This window comes from Bacillus sp. 5RYD7K, assembly GCF_059831465.1.
On record NZ_CP191200.1, the window covers coordinates 2,267,684 to 2,281,144 of the forward strand.

Below are 13,461 nucleotides of genomic sequence, written 5' to 3' on the forward strand. Positions count from 1 at the left end.
TGCCTGATGTGTGGGATTACCTCACAGAAACAGGGATTCGTTAGCAAAATTTGTTTAACATGAAAAGGAGGACATCAGGTCAAGATAAGGGTAAGAATTTGGATTGGCAAGCTAGTTTAATGATGAAAGGTGGGTTTTTTGTGTTGAATTTTACCTGGAACGTATTTTCTCAAACAGGAAGTGTTGATACGTACCTTCTTTTTAAAGAACTGGAAAAAGAGAACCTAGAAAGACCCGAAGAACCGGAAGATGAGCTAGCCCGTATTGATTTTCCAATTTTGTAAACCTCTTGGCCCCTCCCGTTGTTGGAAGGTGCGGAAATGCTGACAAAATGTGAAGGAATCGTGCTCCGTACGAATGACTACGGAGAGACGAATAAAATCGTGACATTGCTGACGAGGGAACACGGCAAAATCGGCGTCATGGCAAGGGGTGCCAGGAAGTCAGCCAGCCGGCTGTCAGCAGTCAGCCAGCCTTTTTTGTACGGGTCATTTTTAATGCAAAGAACATCCGGACTCGGCACGCTCCAGCAGGGTGAAATGATTCTCAGCATGAGAACGATCAGAGAAGACTTGTTTTTGACGGCATATGCCGCTTTTATCGCTGAACTCACTGACAAAGGAACGGAAGAGAAGAAACCGAACCCCTATTTATTCGAATTAATTCTCGAATCCTTTAAGAGGCTGAATGAGGGGACTGACCCGGACGTGATCACCTTCATCGTTCAGATGAAAATGCTTGGCGTCATGGGGCTGTATCCGGAGCTGAATCATTGTGTCCACTGTAAAAGCCGGGACGGGACGTTTCATTTTTCGATAAGAGATAACGGTTTTATCTGCCACCGCTGCTTTGAAAAGGATCCGTACAAAGTTCCGATTTCGCCGCAAACGGCAAGGCTGCTAAGGCTTTTTTATTACTTTGATATCGGAAGGCTCGGCAGCGTCTCGTTAAAGCACGAAACCAAAAGTGAAATAAAACGGGTCATTGATCTGTATTACGAGGAATATTCAGGGCTTTATTTAAAGTCAAAGCGGTTTTTAGATCAGATGGAAAGCATGAAGAACCTTTTGGATGAAAACAAAAGTTGACATTCTGCCCATCTTTTTATATGATCATTTATTATAAAATATGTTGCAGTGACAGAAAGAAGTACTTGCGTCCAACTCATATAAGCGACCTTAGGACAGTGTAAGCTAGGGATGAGCGCGCAACGAAAGGCATTCTTGAGCAACTCTTTAAAAAGAGGCTGAGCGATTCACATCCTCAGCAACTAGGGTGGAACCGCGGGAGAACTCTCGTCCCTATGTTTGCGGCTGGCAAGCATAGAGACGGGAGTTTTTTGATTGCCGCCGCACTTGTAAAAGAATGGAGAAAGTGGAGGTGCTTGAAATGAACATTCAAGATATGATTTTAACCTTGCAGAAACACTGGTCTAATGAAGGCTGTGTGCTCATGCAGGCGTATGATGTGGAGAAAGGCGCAGGCACAATGAGCCCGTATACATTTTTACGAAGCATCGGACCTGAGCCGTGGAAAGTGGCTTACGTTGAGCCTTCCAGACGGCCTGCGGACGGACGGTACGGAGAAAACCCGAACAGACTTTATCAGCATCACCAATTCCAAGTCATTATCAAGCCGTCGCCTGATAACATCCAGGAGCTTTACCTGGATTCATTGCGCGCCCTCGGTATTGATCCGCTCGAGCATGACATTCGTTTCGTAGAAGACAACTGGGAAAACCCGTCTTTAGGCTGTGCGGGCCTTGGCTGGGAAGTATGGCTTGACGGTATGGAAATCACCCAGTTTACGTACTTCCAGCAGGTGGGCGGAATTGAATGTAAACCGGTGTCTGTTGAGATTACGTACGGCATTGAGCGTCTTGCGTCTTATATTCAGGATAAAGAAAACGTCTTTGATCTTGAATGGACATCAGGATTCACAGTGAAAGATTTGTTTATGATGGCTGAATATGAACATTCCGTTTACACATTTGAAACATCAGATGTGGATATGCTTTTCCATTTGTTCAGCACTTACGAAAAAGAAGCGATCAGACAAATGGATAACGGCCTTGTGCATCCGGCCTATGATTATGTGCTGAAGTGCTCTCACACATTTAACCTGCTGGACGCAAAAGGCGCAATCTCAGTGACAGAGCGGACGGGTTATATCGGACGGGTCCGCAACTTAGCGAGAAAAGTAGCCAAAACGTATTATGAAGAACGGGAAAAATTAGGGTTCCCAATGCTTAAAGAGGAGGGCTCTTCCCATGAGTAAACAAGATTTGCTTTTAGAGATCGGACTCGAGGAAATGCCGGCGCGTTTTTTACATGACAGCATGGTGCAGCTCGGTGACAAACTGACCGGCTGGCTGACTGAAAAAAATATTGCCCACGGTGAAGTGAAACTTTTTAATACACCGAGACGTCTGGCAGTATATATAAAAGACGTAGCAGAAAAACAGGCTGATATTCAGGAAGAAGCAAAAGGACCGGCGAAAAAAATCGCTTTGGATGCTGACGGAAACTGGACAAAAGCCGCTATCGGATTTTCCAAAGGCCAAGGCGCCGGAGTGGATGACCTGTATATAAAAGACGTAAACGGCACGGAATATGTTTTCGTCCAAAAATTCCAGGCGGGACAAGAGACGAAAACACTTTTACCGCAGCTGGAAAACTTGATTACCGGAATGCATTTCCCGAAAAACATGCGCTGGGGCACACAGGATCTGCGTTATATCCGTCCGATCAAATGGATTGCCGCTCTCTTCGGAAAAGACGTCATTCCGTTTGAAATCACGAATGTAGAGACGGGCCGGAACACACAGGGACACCGTTTTCTCGGTCAAGAAGTATCTGTTGATGCACCGTCATCATACGAAGAGCTGCTGAAAGAACAGCACGTCATTGCCGACCCGAAAGTGCGCAAACAAATGATTCAGGGGCAGCTGGACGCGCTTGCAAACGAAAAGAAATGGAATATTCCGATAGATGAAGATCTGCTGAACGAAGTCAATCATCTGGTGGAATATCCGACAGCGCTTTACGGCTCTTTTGAACCCGAGTTTCTTTCTTTACCTGAAGAAGTGCTTGTGACAACTATGAAAGAGCATCAGCGCTACTTCCCGGTAAAAGATGAAAACGGGAATCTGCTGCCTCATTTTATTACGGTAAGAAACGGGAACAGCCATGCCCTTGAAAATGTTGCCCGCGGAAACGAGAAAGTGCTGAGAGCAAGACTTTCAGATGCTGCGTTCTTCTACAAGGAAGACCAAAAGCTGAACATCGATGAAAATGTGAAGAAACTGGAAAATATCGTTTTCCATGAAGAGCTCGGTTCCCTCGGGGATAAAGTAAGAAGAGTGGTCACCATTGCGGGTAAACTTGCGGTCCGCCTGAAGGCTGATGAACAGACGCAAAAACATGTGAAGCGCGCCGCAGAGATTTCTAAATTTGACCTTGTTACACATATGATTTATGAGTTCCCTGAGCTTCAAGGCGTCATGGGAGAAAAATACGCGCGCATGCTCGGTGAAGATGAAGCCGTCGCTGCCGCGGTAAATGAGCACTACATGCCGAGAGCGGCCGGGGGAGAGGTGCCTTCAACCTTTACCGGTGCGGTCGTGGCATTAGCCGATAAACTGGACACGATTGCTTCCTTTTTCAGCATTGACGTGATCCCGACAGGTTCTCAGGATCCGTACGGATTGCGCCGTCAGGCAAGCGGCATCGTTTCCATTCTGATCGACCGCAACTGGGGCATCTCTTTTAAAGAACTGCTGTCATTGACAGAAACGGAAAAAGAAAATGAGCTTCTTGATTTCTTTACACAGCGTCTGAAATACGTCTTAAACGCTGAAGACATCCGTCATGACGTGATTGAAGCCGTTCTGGACAGCACGGAGCTTGAGCCGTATGCAGCTGTTTCTAAAGCAAAAGTGCTTGAGAAACACCTCGGCACACCTGGATTTAAAGAAACGGCTGAATCACTGGGGCGGGTCATCTCCATCAGTAAGAAAGGCGAGAGCCGTGATATCAAGCCGGATCTGTTTGAAAATGAACAGGAGAAAAACCTGTTTGACGCTTATCAAAAAACAAAAGACAGCGTCGCTGAAAGCTTTGCCTCTAAAAACTATGAACAGGCGCTGGCCGCGCTCAGCGGATTAAAGGAGCCGATCGAAGATTACTTTAATCACACGATGGTCAATGCGGACGATGAAGCATTAAAAACCAACCGTTTAGCGCAAATGACTGCACTTGCAGATGTGATCAAGTCTTTTGCTAATATGAATCATCTTATTGTAAAATAAAGAAAAAGACGGTTGCTGTGTGATCGGCAATCGTCTTTTCCCCTTTTACATAAACATCACAGAATGAAAAACATAGATAAAGAAACCCTTCCATAAAGGTGGTGAGTACGATCGAATTAAATAAACGGCAAGAACAAATTTTACAAATTGTAAAGGAAAACGGCCCGATTACCGGAGAGCATATTGCAGAACAGCTCAATTTAACAAGAGCCACGCTGCGGCCGGACTTGGCCATACTCACCATGTCAGGCTTCTTAGAGGCCCGTCCGCGGGTCGGTTATTTTTATACCGGAAAAACGGGAAATCAGCTGCTTGCGGATAAACTGAAAAAGCTGCAAGTGAAAGATTTTCAATCGATCCCTGTCGTCATCAATGAAAACGTCTCGGTATACGATGCCATCTGCACCATGTTTTTAGAAGATGTCGGCACGTTATTTGTCGTAGATCGTGATGCTGTCTTAGTCGGTGTGCTGTCACGCAAAGATTTGCTGCGGGCGAGCATCGGCCAGCAGGAACTTGCCTCAATACCGGTTCATATTATTATGACCAGAATGCCGAATATCGCCGTCTGCCGGCGTGACGATTATGTGATGGACATCGCCAAATATTTGATTGAGAAACAGATCGATGCCCTGCCCGTTATTAAAGATACGGATAAAGGCTTTGAGGTCATCGGCCGCTTTACCAAAACGAATATGACCAAGATACTTGTCAGTTTAGCAGAGAATGAAATCATATAAGCTTGAAAACTAACGGGGGGATAACATGGACAATCGCATCATTTATGTAGTATCAGACTCAGTCGGAGAAACCGCCGAACTCGTTGTAAAAGCCTCGCTCAGCCAGTTTAACGGCTCAGCCGATGATACGCATATCAGAAGAATACCTTATGTGGAAGATATCGGCACCATTAATGAAGTCGTGTCTCTCGCCAAAGCGGACGGCGGCATTATCTGTTTTACGCTCGTTGTTCCTGAAATGCGCAAATACTTAGTTGAACAAGCGGAAAAAGCGAATGTGATGTACTACGATATTATCGGTCCGCTCATCGACAAAATGGAAACAGCCTACGGTCTGACGGCGAAATATGAACCGGGCCGCGTCCGCCAGCTTGATGAAGATTATTTCAAAAAGGTCGAGGCGATCGAGTTTGCCGTTAAATATGACGACGGCAGGGACCCAAGAGGCATTTTAAAAGCCGATATCATCCTGCTCGGCGTATCAAGAACGTCTAAAACCCCATTATCTCAATATCTTGCCCATAAGCGCCTGAAAGTGGCCAACGTGCCGATCGTACCTGAAGTCGATCCGCCGGAAGAACTGTTCAGCGTTGATCCGAAAAAATGCATCGGGTTAAAAATCAGCCCTGATAAACTGAACCATATTCGAAAAGAACGGTTAAAATCTCTCGGCTTAAATGACAAAGCCATTTACGCCAACATCAACAGAATTAAAGAAGAGCTGGAGTATTTTGAGAAAATCGTGGATCGGATCGGCTGCCAAGTCGTTGACGTTTCGAACAAAGCGGTCGAGGAAACAGCGAACATCATTCATCATCTGAAAACAAAGGGCCGATAACTCAGGACGCTTTATCCTGGGTTTTTGGGTATGCAAATAGGGAATAAACAAAAAGGATGGCATCTTCGCGAAGTTTGTATTATAATAAAAAATTGTGATAAAATGTTTATTTTTAGGTTTAAGCTTAGTGTGATACGAATAAACTATTACGGGTAAGATGTCAAGATTAACTCCCGGAAATTTTTCGACAAAGACTCAAAATAGATCCGCAGTCATGGAGCATATGCGATTTCGCTTGTTTTTATGCAGGAGATTGATGGAGGGATGGAGAATTAGTCTTCTAAATGAAAAAGAAAAGACGATTTTTGTCGATGCAGACGCATGCCCCGTAAAAGAGGAAATCTTGCTCATTGCATCGCAATTCAGCGTTCGTGTTATTTTCGTCGCATCATTTGAACACTACCAGCTTTCCAGAAGCAAAGACGAGAACTGGATATACGTTGATCCTCATAAAGAAGCGGCGGATTTATACATCGCAAACCATGTGAGATCGGGAGACGTCGTAGTCACGCAGGATATCGGTTTAGCATCTCTTCTGCTGAACAGAAATATCGCCGTCTTATCGGAAAGGGGCCGTTCTTACACTGAAGACACGATTGACTTCGCTCTGATGAGCCGTCATATGTCAGGCAAAATGAGAAGAAGCGGCATCTATTCCAAAGGACCTAAAAAATTAAATAAAGAAGATCGGAATCGATTTGTTACCCTGCTTAAAAAAATCCTGTCGAATGATGAAGGGATTTCAAATCAAAACATCGAATAATGTACGACGGAGTGTTATAAGATGGGAAACCGCATACCAGATGAAGTAGTTAATCAGGTGCAGCAGTCAGCAGACATTGTTGAAGTCATAGGTGATTATGTCCAATTGAAAAAGCAAGGCCGCAACTACTTTGGGCTCTGTCCGTTTCACGGTGAAAACACGCCCTCGTTTTCCGTCTCCAGTGATAAGCAGATCTTTCATTGCTTCGGATGCGGAGCGGGCGGGAACGTTTTCTCTTTCTTACGGCAGATGGAAGGCTATTCATTTACGGAAGCTGTTTCTCACCTTGCTGATAAATATCAGATTGATTTCCCTGATGATATAACGATTCACTCTGCATCCAGGCCTGAATCTTCCGGAGACCAGAAGATGGCGGAAGCTCACGAGCTTCTGAAGAAATTTTACCATCATTTGTTAATGAATACAAAGGAAGGCCAGGAAGCGTTAGATTACCTTTTATCAAGGGGTTTTACGAAAGAGCTCATAGATGAGTTTGAAATCGGCTACGCGCTGGATTCCTGGGATTTCATGACGAAATTCTTGAAAAAGCGCGGTTTTGAGGAAGAACTGATGGAGAAAGCGGGTCTGCTGATCAGAAGGGAAGACGGCAGCGGATATTTTGACCGTTTCAGAAACAGAATCATGTTTCCCATTCATGATCATCACGGAGCCGTGGCGGCTTTTTCAGGAAGGGCGCTCGGAAGCCAGCAGCCGAAATATATGAACAGTCCGGAAACGCCGCTGTTTCATAAATCTAAGCTGCTGTACAACTTCCATAAGGCCCGCCTGCCGATCAGGAAAGAGGAGAGAGCCGTTCTGTTTGAAGGCTTTGCGGATGTCATTTCCGCCGTCAGCTCAGGCGTAAAAGAAAGTATCGCCACAATGGGGACGTCGCTCACCGAAGAGCATGTGAAAATCCTGAGAAGAAATGTTCAGGAGGTCATTCTCTGCTACGATTCGGATAAAGCCGGGTACGAAGCTACGCTGAAAGCGGCCGACCTGCTTCAGAAAGCTGATTGTAAGGTAAGAGTAAGCATGATGCCTGACGGTCTTGATCCTGATGACTATGTCAGAACTCAGGGCGGAGAAAAATTCAGGACAGATATCATTGATGCAAGCGTTACGGTCATGGCTTTTAAAATGCAATATTACCGCAAAGGGAAAAACTTATCTGACGAAGGAGACCGGCTTGCTTACATGAAAGAAGTGCTGAAAGAAATCAGCGCTCTTTCGGGGTCGCTTGAGCAGGAAATGTATGTGAAGCAGCTCGCCTCCGAATTTTCTCTTTCGGTAGAATCTTTGACTGAACAGCTTTCCATCTATGCCGCCCAAAGCGCCCCCGGCGGCAAAAACGCCGAACCGCAGCCAAGGCGGGCCCGGGTGACGACAAAAGCGAAACGGCGCCGTCTCCGTCCCGCCTATGAGAATGCGGAAAGACTACTTCTCGCTCATATGCTGAGAGACCGAAACGTCATAAAGAAAGTGATTGAGCGTGTCGGCTTTGAATTTAACATTGACGGACATCGTGCGCTGGCAGCGTATCTGTACGCTGTTTATGAAGAGGGCGCTGAAATGACGCCGCAGCATCTTATGGCGAGAATGCAGGATGATGAAATCAGCCAGCTGCTTTCAGATATAGGGATGCTCCAAATAAACGAGGAGCTCTCAGAGGCCGAGTTATCCGATTATGTAAAAAAAGTGTTGGATCACCGAAAATGGTCAATGATAAAGGAAAAAGAAGCAGAACGAGCGGATGCAGAGAGGCAGAAAGACTTTGTGAAAGCTGCGTCTCTGGCTCAAGAAATTGTCGCATTGAACCGATCATTAAAATAACATCAAAAAAGAGGCTTGCGTTCTCTTGGCAATGATTCCTTGCGGAGGAGCAAATAGATCGCTTGACCTCATCATGAATTGTCACTTATTATCCGCTGCCCTGCATGCTGAAAAAGAGAGAAGGCTCCCGGGACGGATAAGAAACATACCGCTTTTAGAATTCGTTGCAAGCTTTGGAAGGAGGGATCCATAATGGCTGATAAACAAACCCACGAGACAGAAACAGAACTTACACTGGATCAGGTAAAAGACCAGCTTACTGAAACCGGAAAAAAACGTGGCGTTTTAACATATGAAGAAATTGCTGAACGCATGTCCAGCTTTGAAATTGAATCAGACCAAATGGATGAGTATTATGAATTTTTAGGAGAACAAGGTGTTGAATTAATTAGTGAAAATGAAGAAACGGAAGATCCTAATATTCAACAGCTTGCCAAAGCCGAAGAAGAATTTGACCTTAATGACCTCAGCGTACCGCCTGGCGTAAAGATCAATGATCCAGTCCGCATGTACCTTAAGGAAATCGGACGGGTAAATCTTCTTTCTGCTAAAGAAGAAATCACCTATGCTCAAAAAATTGAAGAAGGTGACGAAGAATCTAAACGCAGATTGGCTGAAGCAAACCTTCGTTTAGTTGTCAGCATTGCTAAACGGTATGTCGGCCGCGGCATGCTTTTCTTAGACTTGATTCAAGAAGGAAACATGGGTCTCATGAAAGCCGTCGAAAAGTTTGACTACCGTAAAGGATATAAATTCAGTACGTATGCCACTTGGTGGATCAGACAGGCGATTACACGCGCCATCGCTGACCAAGCGAGAACGATCCGTATCCCGGTTCACATGGTGGAAACGATCAACAAATTAATCCGTGTGCAGCGTCAGCTTCTTCAGGATCTGGGCAGAGAGCCGTCACCGGAAGAGATTGCTGAAGACATGGATCTTACGCCTGAAAAAGTTCGTGAAATATTAAAAATTGCCCAAGAGCCTGTTTCTTTAGAAACGCCGATCGGTGAAGAAGACGATTCACATCTCGGTGATTTCATTGAAGACCAGGAAGCGACGTCTCCGTCAGACCATGCGGCATATGAGCTTTTGAAAGAACAGCTGGAAGATGTGCTGGATACGTTGACGGATCGTGAAGAAAACGTGCTGCGTCTCCGTTTCGGTCTGGATGACGGACGCACAAGAACGCTTGAAGAAGTCGGCAAAGTGTTTGGAGTAACGAGAGAGCGTATTCGCCAAATTGAAGCAAAAGCGCTTCGTAAATTGAGACATCCGAGCAGAAGCAAACGTCTGAAGGATTTTCTCGAATAGAATGGAACGGGTCTGTTGATCCGTTCTTTTTTACGTATAAGATATATGGATAATATACCTTTATTTTACTGGATAAGCATGTGTTTTGCAAATGGGTTCGGAAAAAATGCGGCATGTCCTGAATAGAGGGAAAGCGAGATAAGTTAATTTATATTCCTTATTGTAAGCGTATACAATTCATTATACAATAGAATAAAGACAATTTTGGGTAAACAAAACAGTTATTTTTGTTTATGTATAAATTGTGAAATCAATGAATTTGCTTAATGAGACCATTTACATTTTGTAAAAATAAGTTAGAATTAGAAGTGTTTACATAGGGGGAGAATGAAAAAGGGGGATGGAGATATGAAGTGGAATCCGCTGATTCCTTTTTTGCTCATCGCAGTTCTGGGAATAGGGCTGACTTTCTTTCTGTCAGTAAAAGGGAATGGAGATGCGCATCAGATCGCAAGCGGCGGTGAAAGCAAAAATGCCGAAAAGGAAACTGCAAACGCTTCACCTGAAGAGATTTATAAAGCGAACTGCATCACCTGTCATGGGGAAAACTATGAAGGTGTCTCAGGGCCGAGCTTAAAAGGCGTCGGCAAAAGAAAAGATGTCGCTGCGATTAAAACGAGAATTGAAAAAGGCGGCAACGGGATGCCAGCCGGCCTTGTCCCGGCCGAAAAGCTGGATGACATGGCAAAATGGGTTTCTGAGATTAAATAAAGCTTTACCTGTCCCTATATAAAAGACATATGAAAAACTCTATCCGCCGCTTGGATTCCGGGCGGTTTTTTTATATGATAGTAAAGGAAAAAGAACCTGAGAAAAGTTGTGATATTGTGAATGAAATGAAGTTATCTAAAAGATTGCAGTCTGTAGCGGAATATATCCCTCCAGGTGCCCTGGTGGCTGATATCGGGTCAGACCATGCGTATCTTCCCTGCTATGCCGTTTTGAATCATCTGGCAAGCCGCGCAATCGCCGGTGAAATTACAGACGGGCCGTTTCTATCCGCCAAACAGCAGGTGGAAAAGCTGGACTTAAGCGCTCTTATCTCCGTAAGGAAAGGTGACGGGCTGAGCGTCCTTGAAAAGGGAGAAGCGGACGCCATCACAATCGCGGGCATGGGCGGAGCGCTGATCGCTCATATTTTGGAGTCTGGAAAAACAAAACTGTCGGGGCGTGAACGGCTGATTCTGCAGCCGAATATTCATGCCGTTCATATAAGAGAGTGGCTTTATCAGGAAGGCTATGAACTGATTGATGAAGTCATTCTCGAAGAAGACGGTAAGTGTTATGAAATACTCGTCGCGGAAACCGGCGACCGTGATGCGCCGTACCGGGACACCACGATGGCTGCCGGAATGCTTGCCGGTCCGTTTTTGTTAAAAGAAAAGAGTGAAGTGTTTCTTCGGAAATGGACCCAGGAACTTAAGCATACTGAACATATTTATGAACAGATCAGCCGCAGCGCAAAGAATGAAAACCATGAAAAATTAGCTGAACTGAAAGAGCGGATCTTACTGTTGAAGGAGGTAATCGGACATGCCTAAACATGTGAACGGACAGGAAATCATCCAGCTGTTTGAACAATTTTCACCGAAGGCTTTTGCGGTGGAAGGAGACAAAATCGGTCTGCAGATCGGCACATTGAATAAGCCGGTGAAAAATGTCATGGTCACGCTGGATGTTCTGGAACAGACGGTGGATGAAGCCATTGAAAAAAAGGTTGACTTAATTATTGCTCACCATCCGCCGATTTTTCGGCCGCTTAAACAGATCACCACTGATCAGCCTGGCGGAAGATTGATTGAGAAATGTATAAAGCATGATATTGCCGTATATGCGGCTCATACGAATCTCGATGTGGCGGACGGCGGTGTTAACGATCTGCTTGCGGAAGCTCTCGGCCTGACAGACACAGAAGTGCTCGTTCCGACATATTCGGACCCGCTGAAAAAGCTTGCCGTGTATGTGCCGAAAGACTATGAAGAAGCTGTAAGAACCGCGCTCGGCAATGCCGGAGCGGGACATATCGGCAATTACAGCCATTGTGCATTCTCTTCTGAGGGAATCGGCAGCTTTAAACCGCTGGACGGGGCAGACCCATTTATCGGACAGACAGGAGAGCTGGAACTCGTCCATGAAGTGAGACTTGAGACCGTTTTTCCGGCAAGTATGGAGAAAAACATCGTAAAAGCGCTGAAAAAAAGCCATCCGTATGAAGAGGTGGCGTATGATATTTATCCGGTGGAGCAGTCCCCGCTTGAAAAAGGACTCGGCCGCATCGGAAAACTTCAGCAAGACATGACGCTTGAAGAGTTTGCGCTGTTTGTGAAAGAGAAATTTGACGTCAACGGAGTCCGGATGGTCGGAAAGCGAAACAGCAAGGTGAATAAAGTCGCAGTGCTTGGCGGTGACGGAAATAAATATATTTACCAGGCTAAGCGGAAGGGTGCAGATGTTTACGTGACGGGCGACCTTTATTTCCATGTAGCGCATGACGCGATGATGATGGGGTTAAACGTCGTAGACCCGGGGCATTATGCTGAAAAGATCATGAGAAAAGGCACTGCTGAGAAGCTTACGGCAATGGCCGGGGAGAAAAATTACGACGTGCGTATTTTCGCTTCCGAAACAGACACAAATCCATTTACCTTCCTATAAAAAAACTGAGGCCCGGGGCCTCAGTTTTTTATTTTTACTTTCGGAAGGATTTTTTTGAGCGGCACATTGTGCTCAAGCTGCCATGTCGATTCATCGTTATGGTCAAACTGCTCTAAAAACCGGATGACTTCCTTTGTAATCGGTGTCGGTGTTGAAGCGCCCGCGGTAACGGCGACGGTATTGACGTCTTTGAGCCATTCGAGCTTCAATTCACTGATGTCTCCGATGCGGTAGGCTTTTGTTCCGGCGATTTCTTCTGACACTTGAGCCAGCCTGTTGGAGTTATTGCTTTTCGGATCGCCGACAACAATGGTTAAGTCCGCTTTCTTTGCCTGCTCTGAGACAGCTTCTTGACGAACCTGTGTAGCCAGGCAGATTTCCTGGTGATATTCCACGTGCGGGTACTTTTCTTGGACTGATTCCATAATATCATGGACGTCCCACTGGGACATGGTCGTTTGGTTTGTAACGATTAATTTCTCAGCCTGAATATCGAGGTTTCTCACGTCTTCCTCTGTTTCAACGAGATGAACGATTTCAGGGGCGACGCCGACGGCTCCTTCTGGCTCGGGGTGGCCTTTTTTGCCGATATAAATGACGTGGTAGCCTTCTGCTTTTACTTTTCGGATTAAGTCATGTGTTTTCGTGACGTCCGGGCATGTGGCGTCAATCGCAACAAGCCCTTTTTCCTCAGCGGCTTTTCTTACTTCCGGAGATACTCCGTGTGCGGTGAAAATAACGGTTCCTTTTTCCACCTGCTTTAAAATCTCCAGACGGTTAGTGCCGTCAAGCGTGTAAATTCCGTCTTCTTCAAACGCATCTGTGACATGCTTATTATGAACGATCATTCCGAGTATATATATAGGTCTTGGCAAACTTTTATCGAGTGCCGCGTTTTTGGCTATGACCATGGCATCAACAACGCCGTAACAATAGCCGCGCGGCGAGATTTTGATAACGTCCAATGTAGATGTCCTCCTATCAAAAGTGAGTGTAGAGGCAATATAAA

The 13,461-nt window shown here is 45.5% G+C and carries 13 protein-coding genes; 12 read left to right on the forward strand and 1 reads right to left on the reverse strand.

What is annotated here, in order from left to right:
* The first annotated feature begins 140 nt into the window (after nt 1–140).
* The 12 genes from ACQE26_RS11455 (at nt 141) to ACQE26_RS11510 (ending at nt 12,452) form a co-directional block, all read left to right on the forward strand.
* Entirely contained in the window at nt 141–284 is a 144-nt protein-coding gene (locus ACQE26_RS11455; protein WP_007408286.1) for a YqzL family protein, read from the forward strand.
* A gap of 36 nt (nt 285–320) precedes the next feature.
* A complete protein-coding gene (gene recO, locus ACQE26_RS11460) occupies nt 321–1,088 on the forward strand; it encodes a DNA repair protein RecO (protein WP_500469441.1) in 768 nt (255 codons plus the stop codon).
* Between the two features lie 301 nt (nt 1,089–1,389).
* On the forward strand, nt 1,390–2,277 hold the full coding sequence (gene glyQ, locus ACQE26_RS11465) for a glycine--tRNA ligase subunit alpha (protein ID WP_060964731.1): 888 nt from the start codon (nt 1,390–1,392) through the stop codon (nt 2,275–2,277).
* The gene (gene glyS / locus ACQE26_RS11470; protein WP_500469442.1) at nt 2,270–4,309 is read left to right on the forward strand and encodes a glycine--tRNA ligase subunit beta; all 2,040 of its coding nucleotides are present in this window, start codon (nt 2,270–2,272) and stop codon (nt 4,307–4,309) included. The genes glyQ and glyS overlap by 8 nt, the downstream gene beginning before the upstream one ends.
* Before the next feature lie 101 nt (nt 4,310–4,410).
* Nucleotides 4,411–5,049 carry a transcriptional regulator CcpN gene (gene ccpN, locus ACQE26_RS11475; RefSeq protein WP_500469444.1) on the forward strand — a complete coding sequence of 213 codons (639 nt, stop codon included), beginning with the start codon at nt 4,411–4,413 and terminating at the stop codon, nt 5,047–5,049.
* A 25-nt stretch (nt 5,050–5,074) separates the two neighbouring features.
* Nucleotides 5,075–5,887 (forward strand): pyruvate, water dikinase regulatory protein, encoded by an 813-nt coding sequence (locus ACQE26_RS11480; RefSeq protein WP_016938923.1) that lies wholly within the window; start codon nt 5,075–5,077, stop codon nt 5,885–5,887.
* 256 nt (nt 5,888–6,143) lie between these two features.
* Nucleotides 6,144–6,650, forward strand: coding sequence for a YaiI/YqxD family protein (locus ACQE26_RS11485; RefSeq protein ID WP_045926739.1), 507 nt, complete (start codon nt 6,144–6,146; stop codon nt 6,648–6,650).
* Nucleotides 6,651–6,671: 21 nt separating this feature from the next.
* The gene (dnaG, locus tag ACQE26_RS11490) at nt 6,672–8,483 is read left to right on the forward strand and encodes a DNA primase (RefSeq protein WP_500469447.1); all 1,812 of its coding nucleotides are present in this window, start codon (nt 6,672–6,674) and stop codon (nt 8,481–8,483) included.
* A gap of 192 nt (nt 8,484–8,675) precedes the next feature.
* A complete protein-coding gene (gene rpoD, locus ACQE26_RS11495; RefSeq protein WP_016938926.1) occupies nt 8,676–9,797 on the forward strand; it encodes an RNA polymerase sigma factor RpoD in 1,122 nt (373 codons plus the stop codon).
* A 348-nt stretch (nt 9,798–10,145) separates the two neighbouring features.
* Nucleotides 10,146–10,508 (forward strand): cytochrome c550, encoded by a 363-nt coding sequence (cccA, locus tag ACQE26_RS11500; RefSeq protein ID WP_016938927.1) that lies wholly within the window; start codon nt 10,146–10,148, stop codon nt 10,506–10,508.
* A 182-nt stretch (nt 10,509–10,690) separates the two neighbouring features.
* Entirely contained in the window at nt 10,691–11,338 is a 648-nt protein-coding gene (locus ACQE26_RS11505) for a tRNA (adenine(22)-N(1))-methyltransferase (protein WP_500471488.1), read from the forward strand.
* Nucleotides 11,331–12,452: a Nif3-like dinuclear metal center hexameric protein gene (locus ACQE26_RS11510; protein WP_500469449.1), complete on the forward strand. Its 1,122-nt coding sequence runs from the start codon at nt 11,331–11,333 to the stop codon at nt 12,450–12,452. The genes ACQE26_RS11505 and ACQE26_RS11510 overlap by 8 nt, the downstream gene beginning before the upstream one ends.
* Before the next feature lie 20 nt (nt 12,453–12,472).
* Here the strand turns inward: ACQE26_RS11510 and ACQE26_RS11515 are convergent, their stop codons facing one another.
* Nucleotides 12,473–13,417: a 4-hydroxy-3-methylbut-2-enyl diphosphate reductase gene (locus ACQE26_RS11515; RefSeq protein WP_060964738.1), complete on the reverse strand. Its 945-nt coding sequence runs from the start codon at nt 13,415–13,417 to the stop codon at nt 12,473–12,475.
* Between the last annotated feature and the right edge of the window lie 44 nt (nt 13,418–13,461).

What these genes read in the sequence shown, in the direction of transcription:
- ACQE26_RS11485 (WP_045926739.1), top strand. Translation starts at nt 6,144, where the DNA reads ATGGAGGGATGGAGAATTAGTCTTCTAAATGAAAAAGAAAAGACGATT.
- dnaG (WP_500469447.1), top strand. Translation starts at nt 6,672, where the DNA reads ATGGGAAACCGCATACCAGATGAAGTAGTTAATCAGGTGCAGCAGTCA.
- glyQ (WP_060964731.1), top strand. Translation starts at nt 1,390, where the DNA reads ATGAACATTCAAGATATGATTTTAACCTTGCAGAAACACTGGTCTAAT.
- rpoD (WP_016938926.1), top strand. Translation starts at nt 8,676, where the DNA reads ATGGCTGATAAACAAACCCACGAGACAGAAACAGAACTTACACTGGAT.
- glyS (WP_500469442.1), top strand. Translation starts at nt 2,270, where the DNA reads ATGAGTAAACAAGATTTGCTTTTAGAGATCGGACTCGAGGAAATGCCG.
- cccA (WP_016938927.1), top strand. Translation starts at nt 10,146, where the DNA reads ATGAAGTGGAATCCGCTGATTCCTTTTTTGCTCATCGCAGTTCTGGGA.
- recO (WP_500469441.1), top strand. Translation starts at nt 321, where the DNA reads ATGCTGACAAAATGTGAAGGAATCGTGCTCCGTACGAATGACTACGGA.
- ACQE26_RS11480 (WP_016938923.1), top strand. Translation starts at nt 5,075, where the DNA reads ATGGACAATCGCATCATTTATGTAGTATCAGACTCAGTCGGAGAAACC.
- ACQE26_RS11510 (WP_500469449.1), top strand. Translation starts at nt 11,331, where the DNA reads ATGCCTAAACATGTGAACGGACAGGAAATCATCCAGCTGTTTGAACAA.